This is a genomic window from Pseudomonas sp. URIL14HWK12:I12, assembly GCF_003097135.1.
GTDB lineage: Bacteria > Pseudomonadota > Gammaproteobacteria > Pseudomonadales > Pseudomonadaceae > Aquipseudomonas.
The window spans coordinates 405,063-424,705 of the sequence record NZ_QEQL01000002.1 but is presented as its reverse complement, the minus strand read 5'-3'; the positions used below and the strand labels follow the sequence as shown (position 1 = coordinate 424,705).

Here is a 19,643-nt window from a genome sequence, read left to right as displayed (position 1 = left end):
CAAGCCTTTCGGCTGAGGTATAAGCGCCAGCTAGAAGTTGCCGAGCAGGGCCTTCGAGCTTCGCTGGCCATCCATATCTTGCCAATCGCAGCGGCCGCACCCTACCCTGCCTGCGCGCAGCATCGCAGCGACCCCAGCTAGCCGGCACAGGCTTTGCTTGGGCAGCGGCTTGGCTTGCCCTTGTCAGGAGTTCGACCTTGCCGTTTTTCCCCACACGCCGCCGCAAGCGGCTGTTGCTTGCTTTCGCCGCCCTGCTTCTGGTGCTGCTGCCCTACGGCTGCTCGCGCTTGGCCTATAAGGAACGCAAGCTGATCTTCAGCATCGAGCCGGGCACCGCTAGCTGGTTCAAGGGCCTGCCGCGGGGTGTCGAGCAATTGGACATTCCCCTGCGCAGCGGCACCAGCAGCGCACAATATGTTCATGCCTGGTGGTGGCCCGCCCCTTCGCGACAGGCGCCGGTTGCGCTTTACCTGCATGGAACGCGCTGGAACCTCACCGCTCAACTGGGGCGCATCACGCAGCTGCGCGCCTTGGGGTTTTCCATCCTGGCCATCGACTACCGCGGCTTTGGCCAAAGCCCCGGTGAGCTGCCCTCTGAACGCAGCGTTTACGAAGATGCCCAGGCTGCGTGGCAGCACGTTGCGCGGTTGCAGCCGGATCCCAGCAAACGCTTCATCTACGGGCACTCCCTGGGCGGGGCGATCGCCACCGACCTGGCCAGCCGGATCGGCCGTGGCGAGCAGCCTGGCGCGGCGGGCCTGATCATCGAATCGACCTTCACCGACATGGGTGCCGCTGCCCAGGCCGTGATCGGTACTTCCCTGCCGGTGCGCTGGCTGCTATCGGAAAAATTCGACTCCATCGACAAGATCGCCCACATAGGCATGCCGGTACTGATCGTGCACGGCACCGACGACCGCTACGTGCCCGACCGCTTCAGCCGCGAGCTGTTCCAGGCAGCCAGCAAGCCCAAGCAACTGCTGCTGGTGCCAGGGGGCACCCACAACAACAGCATGATCATCGGCGCCAGCGCTTACGCCCAGGCCCTGCAAGAGGTGTTCGGAGTGAAAACGGCGCGCAACTAATCGGTGGGATCCACAGTCTGTGATTCATCCCGCCACAGAGCTATCGCCATGGAAAAACCTTCAGACCCGGAAGAACAAACCCCAGGCCTCTCCGCTGACGAGCAGCAAGAAGCCGAAGAGAACCAGCAACCTCGTGCGGCAGTGCTGCACGAGATCATCCGCGCCCAAGGCGACCATGAGCTGGAACGTAACTGGGTCGCGCTGTTCTGGTCAGCCTTGGCAGCCGGCCTCACCATGGGCTTATCGCTCATGGCGATGGGCCTGCTGACCTCGCGGCTCCCTGACTCCCCTTCCAGCCATGTGCTGGCGAGCTTTGGCTACAGCGCTGGCTTTCTCGGGGTGATACTGGCGCGCCAGCAATTGTTTACCGAGAACACCATCACCGCAGTGCTGCCGGTGATGAGCTCTCCGTCGTTCCTGAATTTCGGCCGCCTTGCGCGGCTGTGGGGCGTGGTGCTGGTGGGTAACCTTGCCGGCACCCTGCTGGTAGGCTGGGTGATGCTGCGCTTGCCTATCTTCGACGCCACCACCGATGCCGCCTTCCTCGACATTGGCCGCAAGGTATTGGAAAACGATGCCGGAACCATGTTCGCCAAGGGCATCATCTCGGGCTGGATGATCGCCACCCTGGTATGGATGATCGCGGCGCTGGATCAGGCACGTATCTGGATGATCATCATGGTGACCTGGCTGATGGCTTTGGGAGAGTTCACCCACATCGTGGTAGGTTCGCTGGAGGTGGGTTACCTGGTGTGGGCCGGCGAAGCAGGCTGGCGAGAGTTCTTTCTGCAGTTCGGCGGGCCTACCCTGGCCGGCAACATCGTTGGTGGCACATTCATATTTACCTTGATCAGCCACGCGCAAATCCGCAGCGATCACCCCTCGCCGGCGAAGCAGGGCTCAAGCCGCAAGGCCTGAGCCCGTTCCACGGGCTACTGCAAACGCCAGGTGGTGCCGCCCTTGCCGTCCTCGAGCACCACGCCGAGGGCGGTGAGCTCATCACGGATACGGTCCGATTCCGCCCAATTCTTCTCGGCGCGTGCTGCCAGGCGCGCCTGGATCAACGATTCCACCTGCTCGGCATCGACGCTGGCGCCCGCGCGCAGGAAGTCGTCGGCCTCCAGTTGCAACACACCCAGCAAGCCGCCCAGCTCGCGCAAGCGGCCAGCAAGGCCTGCAGCGGCCTGGGCATCGACCTCGCGCAGGCGATTGATCTCGCGCACCAGGTCGAACAACACCGCGCAGGCCTCCGGCGTGCCGAAGTCATCGTTCATCGCAGTGGTAAACCGCTCGACGAACGCTTCACCACCGGCCGGTGCCATGCGGGGCAAACCCTTGAGCGCATTGTAGAACCGCTCCAGAGCGGCCTTGGCGTCGCGCAGGCTTTCCTCGGAGTAGTTGATCGCGCTGCGGTAATGGCTGGAAACCAGCAGGTAACGCACCGTCTCCGGATGGTAGCTTTGCAGCACATCGCGAATGGTGAAGAAGTTGTTCAATGACTTGGACATCTTCTCGCCGTTGATGCGGATCATCCCGCAATGCATCCAGCGCGCGGCATACAGCTTGCCCGTGGCAGCCTCGCTCTGGGCGATCTCGTTCTCGTGATGCGGGAACTCCAGGTCGCTGCCACCGCCGTGGATATCGAAGGTTTCACCCAGGCAGCAGGTGGACATCACCGAGCACTCGATGTGCCAGCCTGGCCGGCCCGCCCCCCAGGGCGATTCCCAGCTCGGCTCGCCGGGCTTGGCGCCCTTCCACAGCACGAAGTCCAGCGGGTCCTGCTTGGCCTCGCCCACCTCGATGCGGGCACCAATGCGCAAGTCTTCGATCTTCTTGCGCGAAAGCTTGCCGTAGCCCTGGAACTTGCCCACGCGGTAGTAGACGTCGCCGTTGCCTGGGGCGTAGGCGTAACCCTTGTCAATGAGGGTTTGGATCATCGCGTGCATGCCAGGGATATGGTCGGTGGCACGCGGCTCCTGGTCAGGGCGCAGGATGCTCAGGCGCGCTTCGTCCTCGTGCATCGCGGCGATCATGCGCTCGGTCAGGGCGTCGAACGGCTCGCCGTTGGCCTGGGCGCGGTGGATGATCTTGTCGTCGATGTCGGTGATGTTGCGCACGAAAGTCAGGTCGTAACCGCTGTAACGCAGCCAGCGGTTGACCAGGTCGAAGGCCACCATGCTGCGACCGTGCCCCAGGTGGCAGTAGTCGTACACGGTCATGCCGCACACGTACATGCGCACCTTGTTGCCGTCGAGCGGGGTGAAAACTTCCTTGGTTTTCGTCAGCGTGTTGTAAACGGTCAGCACGGCCAGTCAGCTCCAGGAGTCACGCAGGGTCACGGTCAGGTTGAAGACCGGTTTGGCAGCGGTGTGGTCTTTGAGGTCCGCGCAGAAGTAGCCTTCACGCTCGAACTGGAAACGGTCCTCGGGTGCGGCCTGCGCCAGCGAAGGCTCGGCGCGGCAACCGCTGAGCACCTTGAGCGAATCGGGGTTGATGTTGTCCAGGAAGGTGCCGCCCTCTTCGGTTTTCTCCGGGTTCGGCGAGCGGAACAGGCGGTCGTAAAGGCGTACTTCGCACTCCACCGAAGCCTGCGCCGGCACCCAGTGAATCACGCCCTTGACCTTGCGGCCCTCGGGGTTCTTGCCCAAGGTGTCGGGGTCATAGCTGCAGCGCAGCTCGACGATGTTGCCCTGGGCATCCTTGACGGCCTCATCGGCGCGAATCACATAGGCACCACGCAGGCGTACTTCACCCCCTGGCTCCAGGCGCTTGTAGCCCTTGGGCGGCGCTTCCATGAAGTCTTCACGGTCGATGTACAGCTCGCGGGCAAACGGCAACTGGCGGGTGCCCATGTCCTGCTTGGGATGGCGCACCAGCTCCAGGGTCTGGGCCTCGTTTTCGGGGTAGTTGGTGATAACCACCTTCAATGGGCGCAGCACGCACATCGCTCGCGGGGCGTTTTGGTCCAGGTCTTCGCGAATGCTGAACTCGAGCATGTTCATGTCGACCACGCCGTCGGAACGGTTGGTGCCGATCATGTCGCAGAAATTGCGGATCGATGCCGGGGTATAGCCACGGCGGCGGAAGCCCTGCAGGGTCGACATGCGCGGGTCGTCCCACCCAGCCACGTGTTTTTCGTCGACCAGTTGCTTGAGCTTGCGCTTGCTGGTGATGGTGTAGTTCAGGTTCAGCCGGGAGAACTCGTACTGGCGCGGCTTGCACGGAACCGACAGGTTGTCCAGGAACCAGTCGTACAGCGGCCGGTGGCCTTCGAACTCAAGGGTGCAGATCGAATGCGTCACCCCTTCGATGGCATCGGACTGGCCATGTGTGAAGTCGTAGTTGGGATAGATGCACCATTTGTCGCCGGTCTGGTGATGGTGAGCGTGGCGGATGCGGTAAAGGATCGGGTCGCGAAGGTTCATGTTCGGCGAGGCCATGTCGATCTTGGCTCGCAGTACGCGTGCACCGTCTTCGAACTCACCGGCCTTCATGCGCGCGAACAGGTCCAGGCTTTCTTCGACCGGGCGGTCTCGGAAGGGGCTGTTCTTGCCCGGCTCGGTCAGGCTGCCGCGGTACTCGCGTGCCTGCTCGGGTGTCAGGTCGCATACATAGGCCTTGCCCGCCGTGATCAGCTCGACCGCCCAATCATGCAGTTGGTCGAAGTAGTCGGAGGCATAACGCGGCTCGCCGGCCCATTGAAAGCCCAGCCACTGCACATCGCTCTTGATGGCGTCGATGTATTCCTGGTCTTCCTTGGCCGGGTTGGTGTCGTCGAAACGCAGGTTGCATGCACCACCGAATTCCTGGGCCAGGCCGAAGTTCACGCAGATGGATTTGGCATGCCCAATGTGCAGGTAGCCGTTAGGCTCCGGCGGAAAGCGGGTGACGATGGCAGTGTGCTTGCCTGCGTCGAGGTCGGCCTGGACGATCGGGCGCAGGAAATTGGTGGGCGCCACGGGGGCCTTGGCGGCGGAACTGTCGGCGGTAGGCTTGCTCATAGAATCCTTGAATACGGGTGTGCCAGCTATAACAAAGCGCTTATCATAGCCGAAGGTGTCAAGCCACTGACAGGCCGGCGCGGTGCTGCGCCGCCCTGCCCCTGAATTTTCGACAAGAGTACTGCATATGTCCAAGGTCAAGCTCAAAACCAATCACGGCGATATCGTCCTGCAACTCGACGAAGCCAAGGCGCCGGAGACCGTTGCGAACTTCGTCCAGTACGTTAACGAAGGCCATTACAACGGCACCGTGTTTCACCGCGTGATCAACAACTTCATGATCCAGGGCGGCGGCTTCGCCCCAGGCATGGAGCAGAAGAAAACCCGCGCAAGTATCAAGAACGAGGCCAACAACGGCCTGAAGAACAAGAAGTACAGCGTTGCCATGGCTCGCACCATGGAGCCGCATTCGGCTTCGGCACAGTTCTTCATCAACGTGGCCGACAACGACTTCCTCAACCACAGCGCTCCTACCCCACAAGGCTGGGGCTACGCGGTGTTCGGTGAAGTGATCGAAGGCCAGGACGTGGTCGACGCCATCAAGGGCGTTGCCACCGGTTCGAAGGCTGGCCATCAGGATGTTCCCAAGGATGACGTAATCATCGAGACCGCCGAGATCGTTGAGTGATTCTGCTGGTTTCCGATCTGCACCTGCAGGAAGAGCGCCCGGACATCACCCGGGCGTTTCTTGATTTTCTCGATGGCCGAGCCCGCGGCGCCGAGGCGCTGTACATCCTTGGCGATTTCTTCGAAGTATGGATTGGCGACGACGCCACCAGCGCCTTCCAGGACGGCATCGCCCAAGCCCTCAGGGCACTCGCAGAGCAAGGTACACGCCTTTTTCTGATGCATGGCAATCGGGATTTTCTGATCGGCCAGCGTTTCTGCCGCGCTGCCGGCTGCACGCTGCTGGCCGATCCCAGCGTTGTGGAGTTGGGCGGTGAGCCGGTATTGCTGATGCATGGCGACCTGCTCTGCACCCGCGACGAGCGCTACCAGAAGCTGCGCCGAATTCTGCGTAACCCGGTCACGCTCTGGGTGCTCAAGCACCTGCCCATTGCCACTCGGCGCAAACTCGCACGTACCCTGCGCAGTGAAAGCCGCCAGCAGGTGCGCATGAAGGCCAGTGATATCGTCGACGTAACCCCCGATGAAGTAGCCGCCTGCATGGCCCGCCACGGCACGCGCACCCTGGTGCACGGCCATACCCATCGCCCGGCGATCCATCACCTGCTGGTCGATGGCCAGGCCGCCCGGCGCATCGTGCTCGGCGACTGGGATCGCCAGGGCTGGGTACTGGAAGTCGGCGCCAACGGCTGGCACCTGGACCCCTTCGACCTCGCACCGGCGCCCTGAGGCCCTAACCACAGGCACAGCCCAATGCCCACCAATATCATCACCCGCGAGGGCTTCGACGCCCTCAAGCAAGAGCTCGATCACCTTTGGCGTGTCTACCGGCCCGAAATCACCCAGAAGGTGGCTTGGGCCGCCTCATTGGGCGATCGCAGCGAAAACGCCGACTACCAGTACAACAAGAAGCTACTGCGTGAAATTGATCGGCGCGTGCGCTATCTGCGCAAGCGCCTGGAAGACACCAAGGTCGTGGACTACGCGCCTGAGCAGGAAGGGCGGGTATTCTTCGGCGCTTGGGTGGAGATCGAGAACGATGAGGGCCAAACCAAAACCTTCAGGGTCGTGGGCTATGACGAAATCTACGGGCGCAACGACTACATCTCCATCGATTCGCCCATGGCCCGTGCCCTGCTGAAGAAAGAAGAAGGCGATGAGGTGCAGGTGCAAGTACCCGGCGGCGAAGCGACCTGGTACATCAACCGCATTTACTACGGCAGTTGAGCCACCCACCTGGCAGCGCCTCCAGCGAGGTTGAGCCTCAACTGCCCGGCGCTGTCGCCAGGTAACGCCCTACATGCTCGGCCGGCATCGGCCGGCCGAACAGATAGCCCTGGCCATAGTGGCACCCGCGATGCGCCAGCCAGTCGGGCAAATAGGGCGTGCTGGCGTGCTCAATGCCTTCGGCAGTGACCTGGATCTGTAGGCTGCGTGCCATCCCAAGAATCGCATCGGCCATTTTCAGCCCATGGGCCTGGCCGTGCTCGAAGAACGACTGATCGATCTTGATCTTGTCGATCTCCAGCCGTGCCAGGTGATAGAGCCCGCTGTAGCCAGTGCCGAAGTCGTCCAGCGCGACAGTGATGCCGTGCGCCCGGAGCACACCCAGGTTGCGCCGGGCGGCATCGAGGTTCTCTACCAGCGCCTGCTCGGTGATCTCTACTTCAAGCCGCTGGGGGGCAAAACCTGACTTCTTCAATTGTTCGACCAGCTGATCGGCAAACAAAGGCTCCACGATCATCTGCGAGGTCAGGTTCAGCGACAGCTTGATGTGTGCAGGCCAGGCCGCGGCAATGGCGCATGCCTTGGCCAATACCTGATACGTCATCTCGGGGATCCGCCCGAGGGCCTGGATGGCTGGAATGAACTCGCCGGGCATCACCGGATCATCACCTGGCCGGACCCACCGCGTCAGGATCTCAAACCCCACCGGTGCCTGCCTCGGCAACTCCACGATCGGCTGAAAGTAAGGCTCGAACTCGCTCAAGGCCAGCCCCATCAACAGGCGATCCTCAAGCTCGCGGCGGTCCCGCTCCATCGCCTCATGGCCAGAATCGTAGAAGCTGTAACGCGCGCGCCCAGTACGCTTGCCCCAATACATAGCGTTGTCGGCCTTATGCAGCAGCTCGGAAGGCGTTTTGGCATCGAACGGCGCACGGGCGATCCCCACGGTCGCCCCCACCTGCAAGGCACGCCCCTCAAGCGTGATGGGTGCATACAGGGCTGCAATCAGCCGCTCGGCGAACGCTTCCAGGCCCGCCCGGTCGGTTCGGCCGCTATGCAAGAGGCAGAACTCGTCACCCCCAAGCCTGGCCGCCGTAGCACCGTATGCTTGCGCCACATCGTTCAGACGGCGACCGGTTTCAGCGATCACGTAATCACCGCTGCCATGGCCGTAGGTGTCGTTGATCACCTTGAATTTATCCAGGTCGATCAGCATCACCGTGGTAGGTTCGCCGGCTTCCAGGCAATGAGCCAGCTGCTTCATGAAGAAGCGCCGGTTAACCAAGCCACTCAGCTCATCGACCCGCGAAACGTGTTCGGACTGCTCTTTGGCAATACGCAACTCGCGATAACCCACGCGCGTATTGGCAATCAGCTTTCTCAGCAGGATCGAGGGCGAAATGATGGAGAGGCCTGCGAAGAGCGTGGAGGTGGCCACAAAACGCCACCGCTCGGACTCTTCAAAAGCGTTGTTATAGGGCAACCCCAGCAGATGCGAGATCACCCGCTCGAGGTAAAACTCCCACACGATGGCGATGCACAGAGTGGTGAGCAAGGTTACAGCCACCAGCAACCAAAGGCGAAAGGGTCGCCTCAACGTCAGGTCAATCATGTAGAACCTCCGCATACGCGGAATAGGCGTATGGCAGTAGGGCACCTGTCGTCGAGTCGATCGTGCGAGGGGCCCTGAGCCGCTTTGTGAGCGTGTCGAACGGATCCCTGTCGTTGAAAGCAACCTTGCGCACTACAGACAGCGCTTGCAGCGCAAGGTGCCATCATTATGGCATTATCTTCAGAATAGCAACATCGCTGCGCTGCCCCGGCCGACGAAACAGCAATACGCGACTGCGAAACCAGAGGCATGGCATACTTCGTGGCCTCAAACACCGCAAGGATCGCCTTGGCCAGAAAATCCCGCAGAAGCGCTGGGGCTGCCCCTGGCGACGGCCACCCAGTCACGGTTACCGACGTCGCGCGGCAGGCGGGCGTGTCGCCGATCACCGTATCGCGTGCACTGCACCGCCCGGAGCTGGTCAGCGCAGCCACGCGCGAACGGGTGTTGGAGGTGGTCAGCCGCATGGGCTACCGGCCGAACCTGCTTGCGGGCAGCCTGGCTACCAGCCGTAGCCATCTGATAGCCATCCTGCTGCCAACTGTCGCCAACTCCATTTATGCCAACGTTATCCATGCCATCATGGATCGCCTCACCGAAGCGGGCTATCAGTCCCTGATCGGCCCAACTGGCTATTCGGCAGAGAAAGAACAAGCGTTGCTCGAGGCGATCATCGGCCGCAGGCCCGACGGCATCGTGTTGACGGGAACCCTGCATACCGCTGCCTGCCGCGAGCGGCTCGCCAATGCAGGCATTCCCGTTGTGGAAGCGTGGGACCTATCCGATGATCCCTTGGACATTCAGGTGGGTTTCTCCCACGAGGCAGTGGGTCAAACCGTCGGCGCCCACTTCCTGAAAAAAGGCTGTCGCCGGCAAGGGCTGATTTCAGTCGACGACCCACGTGCTCGCAGGCGCAACCAGGGCCTGGCGCGAGCGCTGCTTGATGCAGGCGCGCGCCCCGCATCGGAAGTCATCCTCCCCCTGCCGTCGACGTGGGAGGTCGGCCGCAAAGGGTTTGCCGTGATGCTGGCGGAGCACCCCACACCGCCTGATCTGGTGTTCTGTAGCTCCGACACTGTCGCGCTTGGGGTCATCGCCGAAGCCAGCAGCCGGGGCCTTCGGGTACCTGAAGATGTACGCGTACTGGGTTTCGGCGACACCCAGAATGGCCGCTTCGCCTGGCCCCCACTGTCTACCGTCAGCGTGAACTCAGAAGCCATGGGCGAGCAAGTCGCACGGGCACTGCTTCGCCGCCTCATTGGGCAGCCCACTGAAACCCGCGTGGATACCGGCTTCGAACTCATCGAACGCGCCAGCACCTGACCGTTTGTAAAAAAACTGAGCGGAGGGGGTTGAATGATAACGTTATCTGCCTATGATGATGCAGCCAATGTTGTACGACGACTAACAACGTACGTGCAGGCCCGCACTGCCCCGCCAGACAAAAACAATTCGTGGGAGCTTCACCATGCAAAGCACCAAGCAGTCCCGCGTCCGCTACCTGATCCTGTTCATGCTGTTCCTGGTGACCACGATCAACTATGCCGACCGCGCTACCATCTCCATCGCAGGCTCAAGCATCCAGAAAGAGCTGGGCATCGACGCCGTCTCACTGGGCTACATCTTCTCTGCCTTCGGTTGGGCCTATGTGCTCGGCCAGATCCCAGGGGGTTGGCTGCTCGACCGTTTCGGTTCAAAAAAGGTGTATGCCGCCGGGATCTTCCTGTGGTCTGTGTTCACTATCGCTCAGGGCTATGTGGGTGAATTCGGCACTGGCGTCATCGTCGCTTCGCTGTTCTGCCTGCGCATGCTGGTAGGCCTGGCCGAAGCGCCCTCCTTCCCGGGCAATGCGCGCATCGTCGCAGCCTGGTTCCCAACCAAGGAGCGCGGCACTGCCTCTGCGGTATTCAATTCGGCGCAGTATTTTGCCACCGTGCTGTTCGCGCCGATGATGGGCGCCATCGTGTACCACTGGGGCTGGCAGCATGTGTTTCTGGTGATGGGCGGCCTAGGTATCGTCATCTCGGTGATCTGGATGTACACCATCTACAGCCCCAAGGATCACCCCAAGATCAATGCAGCCGAATACGAGTACATCGCCCAGAACGGGGCATTGGTTGAGCTCGATCAGGCTGGCGCGAAGAAGGACGCAGGCCCCAAGTGGAGCTACATCGGCCAGTTGCTGAGCAACCGGATGATGGCAGGTATTTACTTGGGCCAGTTTTGCATCAACGCCCTCACCTACTTTTTCCTGACCTGGTTCCCGGTTTATCTGGTACAGGAACGCGGCATGACCATCCTCAAAGCGGGCTTCATCGCCTCCTTGCCAGCGGTTTGCGGATTCATTGGCGGCGTGCTGGGCGGGATCATTTCCGACTGGCTGCTGCGCCGCGGCAACAGCTTGAGCGTGGCACGCAAAGTGCCGATCGTGGGCGGCATGTTGCTGTCGATGAGCATGATCCTGTGCAACTATGTCGATGCCGACTGGATGGTCGTGGGCTTTATGGCATTGGCGTTCTTTGGCAAAGGTATCGGTGCATTGGGCTGGGCTGTCATGTCAGACACCGCACCCAAGCAGATCGCAGGTCTGTCGGGTGGCCTGTTCAACATGATCGGCAACCTGTCTTCGATCAGCACCCCGATCATCATCGGCTACATCATTGCCTCGACCGGCTCGTTCAAGATGGCTTTGGTGTTCGTAGGCGTGAACGCCTTCGTAGCGGCGTTCAGCTACCTGTTCATCGTGGGCGAGATCAAGCGTATCGAGCTCAAAGGGGTGGTCGATGAAGCCCCGGCCGAGAAGGCAAGCGCCCCGGTCACTCACTGAAAGTCAAAAGCCAGGGCAGCGGGCAACAGCCCGATACCTGGCTCTTTTAAAGCAACAGCCAATGACAAAGGGCGCCCTCGGGCGCCCTTTGTTGTTCACGCCATCGGGGTGGGTGGCGGTTGGTCTGGAAGGGTGGGCTCGCCCGGCTCCGAGGGCTCCTCGGGCTGAGCCGGGTAGGGGATATCCGGGTCTGGCTGGCCGGGCAGGCCGCCGGCCTGATGCGTCGCTAGGGGGTTGGCGAGCAGCGTCCATGCCATCATGCCGATCTGATTCGGCTGCAAGTGTGCGAGGGTCGCACGGATGGTTGGGTCGAGCTTCATAGGCACTCCTGGGTCGTTTGCCTGCGTTGCACATCAGCGCAAATCGCATGGCGACCCTTGTTGGAGTGCAAGAATGAGGGCAAATTCCCGCCCTTCATCGGCAGGCAGCCAACCTCAAGCTCTGGGCAAGGTCACGCCACGTTGGCCCTGATATTTACCACCGCGGTCTTTATAAGAGACTTCGCATTCCTCGTCGGACTCCAGAAACAGCATCTGCGCGACGCCCTCGTTGGCGTAGATCTTCGCAGGCAGTGTGGTGGTATTGGAAAATTCGAGGGTCACATGGCCTTCCCACTCCGGCTCGAGCGGGGTGACATTGACGATGATGCCGCAGCGCGCGTACGTGCTTTTGCCCAGGCAGATGGTCAGCACATTGCGCGGTATGCGGAAATATTCGACGGTACGTGCCAAGGCGAAGGAGTTGGGTGGAATGATGCAGACGTCGCTCTTGATATCCACGAAGCTGCCGGCGTCGAAATTCTTGGGGTCGACCGTGGCGCTGTTGATATTGGTGAAGACCTTGAACTCGTCGGCGCAACGCACATCGTAGCCATAGCTGGACACCCCGAAGGAGATCAACCGGTCGGCGCCCTCGCCGCGCACCTGCCGCTCGACGAACGGCTCGATCATGCCGTGCTCTTGCGCCATGCGACGAATCCACTTGTCCGATTTGATGCTCATTTGCAGGGCCCTGAATTAACCAAAAGAACGAATTTGCGCGCATCTTACCGGCGCGCGCCACCCAGCGCAAAAGCAGCAGCGCACAAGGCCATTGGCAGGGCTGTCGAAAACGGGTAAGGTGGCGCTACTGTGATGCTACGTGTCGCCGAGAATGACTGCACGATGTTAGGTTTCGATATCTCCATCTACAAGAATTTTTCCGCTCTTTGCACTCAGTCGCGTCTGGGGATGTTCCCGAGCGCTGTTCACTTAGTCCAAGGAGACTGATTCAAATGTCCAACCGTCAAAACGGTACCGTCAAGTGGTTCAACGATGAGAAAGGCTACGGCTTCATCACCCCGGAAGCTGGTGACGACCTGTTCGTTCACTACAAAGCCATCGAATCCGACGGTTTCAAAAGCCTGAAAGAAGGCCAAGCGGTCAGCTTCGTTGCTACCCGCGGCCAGAAAGGCATGCAAGCCGAGCAAGTTCGCGTAGCCTAAGCTTCGCGGCACTGCCCGAGAAAAACCCGCCAATCGGCGGGTTTTTCTTTTTTTGGCGCCACGCAGTGGGCGCCACGCAGTGGGCGCCATGCAATGGGCGCCATGCAATGAGCATTTTGCCACCCGCACCGTACAGCGAGCCCTGCACAAACTGCCTCTCGAAGCGGCTATTACGGCCGCCCCGCTCCCTGCGCCATCAATCGTCGCTAACCGTGATCGTCGGCATCGCCGGTGCCGTCGCCGCCTGGCGCACGATGCGGGCCCCCACGTGGCGAGCCAGTTGCTGGTAGGTCATGGCAATCAGGCTTTCAGGTTCGGCGATGACCGTAGGGCGCCCTCCATCGGCCTGTTCGCGGATAGTCATCGCCAGCGGTAGCGAGGCCAGGAGGTCGACACCATACTGCGCCGCGAGCTTCTCACCGCCACCTTCACCGAACAAATGCTCGGCATGGCCGCAGTTCGAGCACACGTGCACTGCCATGTTCTCCACCACACCAAGCACCGGAATGTGGACCTTGCGGAACATCTCCACCCCTTTGCGTGCGTCCAACAGCGCGAGGTCCTGCGGCGTGGTCACTACCACCGAACCTGCCACGGGCACCTTTTGCGACAACGTCAGCTGGATGTCTCCGGTACCCGGTGGCATGTCGATCACCAGATAGTCGAGGTTGTCCCACGCGGTCTGGGTGATCAACTGCAGCAGCGCGCCAGAAACCATCGGCCCGCGCCACACCATAGGGGTGTTGTCATCGGTGAGAAACGCCATGGACATGACCTCTACCCCGTGTGCCTTGATCGGCACAAACCATTTCTGATCACGCACTTGTGGTCGGGTACCTTCGGGAATGCCGAACATGATGCCTTGGCTGGGGCCGTAGATGTCGGCATCGAGGATCCCGACCCGAGCGCCCTCTAGGGCCAGGGCCAAGGCCAGGTTGGCGGCGGTGGTCGATTTGCCCACACCGCCTTTGCCGGACGCCACAGCGATGATGTTCTTGACACTGGCCATGGCCGGGACTTGCGCTTGCGCCTTGTGGGGCAGCACCTCTGTGCGCACCACCACCTTGGCGCTGGCCACGCCCTGCAGCTGCTCCAGGCCCGCCTGCAGAGTTTGCGCCCAACCGGGGTGGAACTGCCCAGCGGCATAACCCAGGCACAGCGCCACCTCTACCCGATCACCTTGCACGTCGATGCGCTCGACGCAGCCGGCACTGACCGGGTCTTGCTCGAGATAAGGGTCGGTGTATTGGCGAAGGGCCGCTTCGACGGTAGCGGTGGTGACAGCGCTCATAGGGGCTCCGAATGGTCTACGGGTACATTGGCCGCCTATGCTAACGCCAAAGGCCACACGCGCCTGCCCCACAGGGTGAAAAAAACCGCCTGCCGCGATATAGTTGCCGGTCACGTTCCACACCACAGTAGCCGCCAACCATGTCCGAGCCCCGCAAGATTCTCGTCACCAGCGCCCTGCCCTACGCCAACGGTTCGATTCACCTTGGCCATATGGTCGAGTACATCCAGACCGACATGTGGGTGCGCTTCCAGAAGATGCGTGGCAACCAGTGCTTCTATGTCTGTGCCGACGACACCCACGGCTCGGCGATCATGCTGCTGGCCGAGAAGCGCGGCATTACGCCTGAGGCCCTGATCGACGGTGTCTGGGCAGAACACAGTACCGACTTCGCCGATTTCCTGGTCGACTTCGACAACTACTACTCCACCCACTCACCGGAAAACCGCGAGCTGTCGGCAGAGATTTACCGGCGGTTACGTTCGGCGGGCTACATTGCTACCCGGTCGGTTACTCAGTATTTCGATCCTGAGAAGCAGATGTTCCTTGCCGACCGTTTCATCAAGGGCACCTGCCCTAAATGCAACGCCGAGGACCAGTACGGCGACAACTGTGAGAAATGTGGGGCTACCTATGCGCCCACCGAGCTGAAGAACCCTCGCTCGGCCGTCTCCGGGGCGACGCCGGTGCTGCGCGACTCTGAGCACTTTTTCTTCCGCCTCACTGCCTTCCAGGAAATGCTGCAGCAGTGGACCCGCAGTGGCACGCTGCAAGAGCCGGTCGCGAACAAGCTCGCCGAATGGCTCGACAGCGGCCTGCAGGACTGGGACATCTCCCGTGACGCCCCCTATTTCGGCTTCGAAATCCCTGACGCACCGGGCAAGTATTTCTACGTATGGCTGGACGCACCTGTCGGCTACATGGCGAGCTTCAAGAACCTCTGCGCCAAACGACCGGAGCTGGATTTCGACAGCTTCTGGAAAGAGGGCTCCGACACCGAGCTGTACCATTTCATCGGCAAGGACATCGTCAACTTCCACGCCCTGTTCTGGCCAGCGATGCTTGAAGGCGCCGGCTACCGCAAGCCTACGGCGGTCAACGTTCACGGCTACCTCACGGTCAATGGGCAGAAGATGTCCAAATCGCGCGGCACCTTCATCAAGGCCCGCACCTACCTCGAACACCTCTCCCCCGAGTACCTGCGCTACTACTATGCGTCCAAGCTCGGCCGAGGCGTGGACGACCTGGACATGAACCTCGACGACTTCGTACAGAAGGTCAACTCGGACCTGGTGGGCAAAGTCGTCAACATCGCCAGCCGCTGCGCCGGTTTCGTGCACAAAGGCAATGAGGGCCGCCTGGTCGCTGAAAATGCAGCACCGGAACTGGCCGCCGACTTCCAGGCGGCCGCGCCCTCGATTGCCGAAGCTTACGAGGCGCGAGACTTCGCCCGCGCCATGCGCGAAATCATGGCGTTGGCCGACCGCGCCAACGCGTGGATTGCAGAGCGCGCGCCTTGGTCGCTGGCCAAGCAGGAAGGCCAGCAGGATGCCGTCCAGGCTATCTGCGCGACGGGTATCAATCTGTTCCGCCAGTTGGTCATTTTCCTCAAGCCCGTGTTGCCGAACCTGGCCCGCGACGCCGAGGCGTTCCTCAACGAGCCTGCACTAGCGTGGGCCGACCATAGCAAGTGGCTAGCAGACCATCAGCTCAACCCATTCAAAGCCCTGATGACGCGAATCGAGCCCGCCAAGGTAGAGGCGATGGTCGAGGCATCACGGGAAAGCCTGGCCAGCGCACCTGCTGCCCCAGCGGGTAATGGTGAATTGGCCGCCGACCCCTTGGCCGCCGAGATCGACTTCGAAGCCTTCGCCGCCGTTGACCTGCGAGTGGCGAAGATCCTCAAAGCTGAAGCGGTCGAGGGTGCCGACAAGTTGCTGCGCCTGACCCTCGACATAGGCGATGAACAGCGCAATGTCTTCAGTGGCATCAAGAGTGCCTATCCCGACCCTGCCGCGCTGGAAGGCCGCCTGACTATGATGATCGCCAACCTCAAACCCCGCAAAATGCGTTTCGGGGTATCGGAAGGGATGGTCCTGGCGGCCGGCCCGGGCGGTTCGGAGATCTACCTGCTCAGCCCCGACAGCGGAGCCAAGCCCGGCCAGCGCATCAAATGATGCCGACGCCCCAGTACCCGCTGGGGCGTTTGCCCTGAACCCATGACCATGACCTTGATTCAACGCATCGACGCGGTGTTGCCCCAGACCCAGTGCGGCAAATGCGGGCATGCCGGCTGCCGGCCCTACGCCGAGGGTATCGCCAGCGGCGAGCCGATCAACCGTTGCCCGCCAGGCGGCGAAGAAACCATCGCCAGCCTGGCGCAATTACTGCACCTCCCGGTCATCGCGCTCGACACTGACCGCGGCGAAGCGCCTGCACAGGTTGCCTACATCCGCGAAGCCGAATGCATCGGTTGCACCAAGTGCATTCAGGTATGCCCAGTGGACGCCATCGTCGGGGCACCCAAGTTGATGCACACTGTACTCAGCGACGAATGCACAGGCTGTGACCTGTGCCTGGCACCTTGCCCGGTGGACTGCATCGACCTACTGCCGCTGCATGGCGGGCAAGGGCCTGCACCCATGGTGGGCGGCAGAGCCCATACCCCCGGCGATCGAGAGGCCCGAGAACGCCGTCGGCTGCGCGCACGCCAGCGGTTCGAACAACGTAACCTTCGCCTGGAGCGCGACGAGCAGCGCAAACGTGCCGAACGTGCTGTGCGGCTGGCACGGTCTCAACCAGCGGCAACTCCGGTACCTGCAGCCAGTGCCGGGAGTGACCAGATGATCAAGCAGGCCAAGATTGCCTTGGCCATGAGCCGCGCGCAGCTTGCGCGCTCGCAAAAGGCATTCGGCCCCACGCCTTCGGAGCAGCAGCTTCAGGTGCTGACCTCGCTCGCCCAAAGCCTGGCCAGCGCAGAAAAAGAGCTGGACCGCCTGCAAGCGATCGGCACCAGTGTGCCGGACCACAAGAAAGCCAAGATTCAACTAGCCATGGCCAAGGCCGACCTGGCGCGGCTCGAAAACGCCCCCACCACTACGCCAGAAGCCCTGGCTGCAGCGCGCCTGCGCGTCGATCAGGCGAACGAGGCGCTCGGCCTTGCAGCACCTTCCGGGGAGGCGCCATGAACGCCGCCAAGCGCTTGGAGATCTTTCGCCGCTTTCAGGAAGACAACCCTGAGCCCAAAACGGAGCTTGCCTACACCACCCCGTTCGAATTGTTGATTGCGGTAATTCTGTCTGCGCAAGCCACCGACGTCGGGGTGAACAAAGCCACTGCCAAGCTGTTTCCGGTGGCCAATACCCCCGCCGCCATCTATGCCTTGGGGGTCGAAGGGCTGTCGCATTACATCAAGACCATCGGCCTGTACAACAGCAAGGCCAAGAACGTGATCGAGACCTGCCGCCTGCTCATCGAGCAGCACGCGGGCCTGGTGCCTCAGAACCGCGAGGCATTGGAGGCCCTGCCAGGCGTGGGCCGCAAGACGGCCAATGTGGTGCTCAATACAGCGTTCGGCCAGCTCACCATGGCGGTAGACACGCACATCTTCCGCGTGGCCAATCGCACGCGCATCGCCCCCGGCAAGAACGTTCTTGAGGTAGAGCGAGGGCTGCTCAAGTTCGTGCCCAAGCCCTATCTGCTGCACGCGCATCACTGGCTGATTCTTCACGGCCGCTACGTATGCCAAGCGCGCAAACCCCGTTGCTGTAGTTGCCGGATTGAAGACCTGTGTGAATACAGGGCAAAGACGTCCGACGATTGATTTTTCTGCGACTTCCTGAAACTTCAATTGAAAAAAACTTTTGTACCACCGCTTTTTTTGTCGCTATAAGGTGCGCCAATGGCATCGTGCCGGGAGTGATGAATGAGCGACAAAGAAGAAATCGATGTGGAAGACGACTTCCCCCTTCAGGAAAGTGAGGACGTCGAGGCAGCGGCTCCTATAGAGACCAGCAAGGCCAACCTCAGCAAGCGCCGTACCATCGACAACCTGCTGGAGGAACGGCGGTTGCAACGTCAACTGGCCGATTACGATTTCGACCTGTAGCCCAGCGCTACAGGATGCGATTACGCTGGGCCAGCTCGATGAGGTCGACCAGCGACCGTGCGTTGAGCTTGACCAGCAGTCGCGTTTTATAGGTGCTGATGGTCTTGTTGGATAGGAACATGCTTTCAGCGATTTCCTTGTTCGACCGGCCTCGCGCCAGCTCTTGAAGCACGGCCATCTCCCGTGCTGACAGCCGTTTGACCATCTCCTTTTCCGTGGTATTGCCCAAGTGCGACCGCACTGAATGCAGCGCCTGGTTGGGAAAGTAGCTGTATCCTGATAACACCGCCTTGATAGCGCTGAGCAGTTCGGTGAGGTCCTGCTGCTTGCTTACATAACCAGCGGCCCCCGCTTGCATGCAGCGCATCGAAAAGTGCCCGGGCGCCTGAGAAGTCAGCACCAGCACCCGGCAGCGCCCGGCCAGGGCCGTGGCATTCAAGCGGTCGATCACCTGCAGGCCGTCGAGCTTGGGTATGCCAATATCCAGAATGATGATGTCGGGTGAATAATCACGTGCCAACTTGAGCGCGTCGGCGCCGTTGTCCGTTTCGGCCACTACTTCATACCCGTGGCGCTCCATCAGCATTCTGACTGCAAGCCGAATGACAGGGTGATCGTCTACGATCAACACTTTATTCATAGTGGATTCGCTATCTACGCTTTAATCGTTCACAAACCTAAGATAGCTCAGTGGAGCCGCGGCTTGCACCATGTTGCCAAGGCCAGAACCTTGCTTGGGAAAGCTCCTACTTAAATATAGGAGCGTTCCTACAATGCAACATATTGCAATAACAAGCTCATCCATAGCCGAACTCCCTTTCAGCAAAAATGGTGCTGGATCGTCCCACGCCCCTTACCGGGTTGCAATTAAGCGTCTTCTTATAAAAGAGCAAGAGGAGTAAATAAATATCTGAGTACCGAGCTCAGATATCGGAAGCTGGAGCCCGCGTTCAAGATTGGTAAGGAGGAGCCTTCCATGACCACGATGCTTCCGGGACGTAGCCCCCTGGCGCTGATTGCCATCTTTGCTGGCACTATCGAAGCGTCTGCACTGGCGAGCTTACCCATGCTCGAAAGTGCTGAAAAACAAATTTACGTATGGTTTCTGGTCGGGTTTCCACCCTTCCTGACATTGTTGTTTTTCATTACGTTAAATTTCAATCATCGGGCGCTCTTTGCGCCCAGCCGGGACGCTTACGCCGGTTCAGCCGTAAGCCATAATGAAAAGAGAACGTTTGAAACATTGCATCTCAATTACAGCTTTAACGAACCGGTAGAGGTGATCGGTCAAGGCGTCAAACATGCATTGGAGTTCGTCTTCCAACAGCAGCGCCAACACCCCACATCATGCCGGACGATAAAAATAGATATCCATCAGTGAA

At 60.7% G+C, this 19,643-nt stretch carries 20 protein-coding genes; 13 read left to right on the top strand and 7 right to left on the bottom strand.

The window, feature by feature from the left end; all coding sequences use genetic code 11:
* The first annotated feature begins 197 nt into the window (after positions 1 to 197).
* Both F474_RS09075 and F474_RS09070 read left to right on the top strand, forming a co-directional pair.
* Entirely contained in the window at positions 198 to 1,085 is an 888-nt protein-coding gene (locus F474_RS09075) for an alpha/beta hydrolase (RefSeq protein WP_097085465.1), read from the top strand.
* A gap of 48 nt (positions 1,086 to 1,133) precedes the next feature.
* Positions 1,134 to 2,003, top strand: coding sequence for a formate/nitrite transporter family protein (locus tag F474_RS09070; protein ID WP_097085466.1), 870 nt, complete (start codon positions 1,134 to 1,136; stop codon positions 2,001 to 2,003).
* Positions 2,004 to 2,017: 14 nt separating this feature from the next.
* Here F474_RS09070 and cysS read toward each other — a convergent pair whose 3' ends face one another.
* Both cysS and F474_RS09060 read right to left on the bottom strand, forming a co-directional pair.
* The gene (gene cysS / locus F474_RS09065) at positions 2,018 to 3,391 is read right to left on the bottom strand and encodes a cysteine--tRNA ligase (protein WP_097085467.1); all 1,374 of its coding nucleotides are present in this window, start codon (positions 3,389 to 3,391) and stop codon (positions 2,018 to 2,020) included.
* A 6-nt stretch (positions 3,392 to 3,397) separates the two neighbouring features.
* Positions 3,398 to 5,086, bottom strand: a complete 1,689-nt coding sequence (locus tag F474_RS09060) for a glutamine--tRNA ligase/YqeY domain fusion protein (RefSeq protein ID WP_097085468.1) — start codon at positions 5,084 to 5,086, stop codon at positions 3,398 to 3,400.
* A 127-nt stretch (positions 5,087 to 5,213) separates the two neighbouring features.
* On the opposite strand from F474_RS09060, the gene F474_RS09055 reads away from it, so the two are divergent.
* Genes F474_RS09055 through greB form a run of 3 tightly spaced genes read left to right on the top strand, consistent with a single transcriptional unit; the run spans position 5,214 to position 6,940 of the window.
* Positions 5,214 to 5,714, top strand: coding sequence for a peptidylprolyl isomerase (locus tag F474_RS09055; RefSeq protein ID WP_097085469.1), 501 nt, complete (start codon positions 5,214 to 5,216; stop codon positions 5,712 to 5,714).
* Complete coding sequence (lpxH, locus tag F474_RS09050) at positions 5,711 to 6,442, top strand: UDP-2,3-diacylglucosamine diphosphatase (protein WP_097085470.1); 732 nt, start codon at positions 5,711 to 5,713, stop codon at positions 6,440 to 6,442. The genes F474_RS09055 and lpxH overlap by 4 nt, the downstream gene beginning before the upstream one ends.
* A 24-nt stretch (positions 6,443 to 6,466) precedes the next feature.
* Positions 6,467 to 6,940: a transcription elongation factor GreB gene (gene greB / locus F474_RS09045; protein WP_097085471.1), complete on the top strand. Its 474-nt coding sequence runs from the start codon at positions 6,467 to 6,469 to the stop codon at positions 6,938 to 6,940.
* A 37-nt stretch (positions 6,941 to 6,977) separates the two neighbouring features.
* On the opposite strand, the gene F474_RS09040 is transcribed toward greB, so the two are convergent.
* Positions 6,978 to 8,552 carry a bifunctional diguanylate cyclase/phosphodiesterase gene (locus tag F474_RS09040; RefSeq protein WP_097085472.1) on the bottom strand — a complete coding sequence of 525 codons (1,575 nt, stop codon included), beginning with the start codon at positions 8,550 to 8,552 and terminating at the stop codon, positions 6,978 to 6,980.
* Positions 8,553 to 8,840: 288 nt separating this feature from the next.
* Here F474_RS09040 and F474_RS09035 point away from each other — a divergent pair, with 288 nt between their 5' ends.
* Together F474_RS09035 and F474_RS09030 are read left to right on the top strand one after the other, a co-directional pair.
* A complete protein-coding gene (locus tag F474_RS09035; protein ID WP_256577758.1) occupies positions 8,841 to 9,875 on the top strand; it encodes a LacI family DNA-binding transcriptional regulator in 1,035 nt (344 codons plus the stop codon).
* A 145-nt stretch (positions 9,876 to 10,020) separates the two neighbouring features.
* Positions 10,021 to 11,379, top strand: coding sequence for an MFS transporter (locus tag F474_RS09030; protein WP_097085474.1), 1,359 nt, complete (start codon positions 10,021 to 10,023; stop codon positions 11,377 to 11,379).
* A gap of 95 nt (positions 11,380 to 11,474) precedes the next feature.
* Here F474_RS09030 and F474_RS09025 read toward each other — a convergent pair whose 3' ends face one another.
* On the bottom strand, positions 11,475 to 11,699 hold the full coding sequence (locus F474_RS09025; protein ID WP_097085475.1) for a hypothetical protein: 225 nt from the start codon (positions 11,697 to 11,699) through the stop codon (positions 11,475 to 11,477).
* Between the two features lie 114 nt (positions 11,700 to 11,813).
* A complete protein-coding gene (gene dcd / locus F474_RS09020) occupies positions 11,814 to 12,380 on the bottom strand; it encodes a dCTP deaminase (RefSeq protein WP_097085476.1) in 567 nt (188 codons plus the stop codon).
* A 272-nt stretch (positions 12,381 to 12,652) separates the two neighbouring features.
* On the opposite strand from dcd, the gene F474_RS09015 reads away from it, so the two are divergent.
* Positions 12,653 to 12,862: a cold-shock protein gene (locus F474_RS09015; RefSeq protein WP_097085477.1), complete on the top strand. Its 210-nt coding sequence runs from the start codon at positions 12,653 to 12,655 to the stop codon at positions 12,860 to 12,862.
* 196 nt (positions 12,863 to 13,058) lie between these two features.
* On the opposite strand, the gene apbC is transcribed toward F474_RS09015, so the two are convergent.
* Complete coding sequence (apbC, locus tag F474_RS09010) at positions 13,059 to 14,153, bottom strand: iron-sulfur cluster carrier protein ApbC (protein ID WP_097085478.1); 1,095 nt, start codon at positions 14,151 to 14,153, stop codon at positions 13,059 to 13,061.
* A gap of 140 nt (positions 14,154 to 14,293) precedes the next feature.
* Here apbC and metG point away from each other — a divergent pair, with 140 nt between their 5' ends.
* The 4 genes from metG to F474_RS08990 all read left to right on the top strand — a co-directional run bounded on the left by metG (position 14,294) and on the right by F474_RS08990 (position 18,261).
* Positions 14,294 to 16,330: a methionine--tRNA ligase gene (metG, locus tag F474_RS09005; RefSeq protein ID WP_097085479.1), complete on the top strand. Its 2,037-nt coding sequence runs from the start codon at positions 14,294 to 14,296 to the stop codon at positions 16,328 to 16,330.
* Between the two features lie 48 nt (positions 16,331 to 16,378).
* On the top strand, positions 16,379 to 17,341 hold the full coding sequence (locus F474_RS09000) for an RnfABCDGE type electron transport complex subunit B (RefSeq protein ID WP_097085480.1): 963 nt from the start codon (positions 16,379 to 16,381) through the stop codon (positions 17,339 to 17,341).
* Positions 17,338 to 17,976, top strand: a complete 639-nt coding sequence (gene nth, locus F474_RS08995; protein ID WP_097085481.1) for an endonuclease III — start codon at positions 17,338 to 17,340, stop codon at positions 17,974 to 17,976. Before F474_RS09000 ends, nth begins: the two co-directional genes overlap by 4 nt.
* 102 nt (positions 17,977 to 18,078) lie before the next feature.
* A complete protein-coding gene (locus F474_RS08990) occupies positions 18,079 to 18,261 on the top strand; it encodes a PA3496 family putative envelope integrity protein (protein ID WP_097085482.1) in 183 nt (60 codons plus the stop codon).
* A gap of 7 nt (positions 18,262 to 18,268) precedes the next feature.
* On the opposite strand, the gene F474_RS08985 is transcribed toward F474_RS08990, so the two are convergent.
* Positions 18,269 to 18,901 (bottom strand): response regulator transcription factor, encoded by a 633-nt coding sequence (locus tag F474_RS08985; RefSeq protein WP_097085483.1) that lies wholly within the window; start codon positions 18,899 to 18,901, stop codon positions 18,269 to 18,271.
* 345 nt (positions 18,902 to 19,246) lie between these two features.
* Here F474_RS08985 and F474_RS08980 point away from each other — a divergent pair, with 345 nt between their 5' ends.
* Positions 19,247 to 19,642, top strand: a complete 396-nt coding sequence (locus F474_RS08980) for a hypothetical protein (RefSeq protein WP_371916149.1) — start codon at positions 19,247 to 19,249, stop codon at positions 19,640 to 19,642.
* Position 19,643 lies beyond the last annotated feature (1 nt).

Coding starts and splice junctions, on each gene's coding strand:
- F474_RS09030 (WP_097085474.1), top strand. CDS start 10,021: ATGCAAAGCACCAAGCAGTCCCGCGTCCGCTACCTGATCCTGTTCATG.
- F474_RS08980 (WP_371916149.1), top strand. CDS start 19,247: ATGCTTCCGGGACGTAGCCCCCTGGCGCTGATTGCCATCTTTGCTGGC.
- F474_RS08985 (WP_097085483.1), bottom strand. CDS start 18,901: ATGAATAAAGTGTTGATCGTAGACGATCACCCTGTCATTCGGCTTGCA.
- apbC (WP_097085478.1), bottom strand. CDS start 14,153: ATGAGCGCTGTCACCACCGCTACCGTCGAAGCGGCCCTTCGCCAATAC.
- dcd (WP_097085476.1), bottom strand. CDS start 12,380: ATGAGCATCAAATCGGACAAGTGGATTCGTCGCATGGCGCAAGAGCAC.
- metG (WP_097085479.1), top strand. CDS start 14,294: ATGTCCGAGCCCCGCAAGATTCTCGTCACCAGCGCCCTGCCCTACGCC.
- F474_RS08990 (WP_097085482.1), top strand. CDS start 18,079: ATGAGCGACAAAGAAGAAATCGATGTGGAAGACGACTTCCCCCTTCAG.
- F474_RS09000 (WP_097085480.1), top strand. CDS start 16,379: ATGACCTTGATTCAACGCATCGACGCGGTGTTGCCCCAGACCCAGTGC.
- F474_RS09070 (WP_097085466.1), top strand. CDS start 1,134: ATGGAAAAACCTTCAGACCCGGAAGAACAAACCCCAGGCCTCTCCGCT.
- nth (WP_097085481.1), top strand. CDS start 17,338: ATGAACGCCGCCAAGCGCTTGGAGATCTTTCGCCGCTTTCAGGAAGAC.
- F474_RS09025 (WP_097085475.1), bottom strand. CDS start 11,699: ATGAAGCTCGACCCAACCATCCGTGCGACCCTCGCACACTTGCAGCCG.
- F474_RS09060 (WP_097085468.1), bottom strand. CDS start 5,086: ATGAGCAAGCCTACCGCCGACAGTTCCGCCGCCAAGGCCCCCGTGGCG.
- F474_RS09040 (WP_097085472.1), bottom strand. CDS start 8,552: ATGATTGACCTGACGTTGAGGCGACCCTTTCGCCTTTGGTTGCTGGTG.
- F474_RS09015 (WP_097085477.1), top strand. CDS start 12,653: ATGTCCAACCGTCAAAACGGTACCGTCAAGTGGTTCAACGATGAGAAA.
- greB (WP_097085471.1), top strand. CDS start 6,467: ATGCCCACCAATATCATCACCCGCGAGGGCTTCGACGCCCTCAAGCAA.
- F474_RS09055 (WP_097085469.1), top strand. CDS start 5,214: ATGTCCAAGGTCAAGCTCAAAACCAATCACGGCGATATCGTCCTGCAA.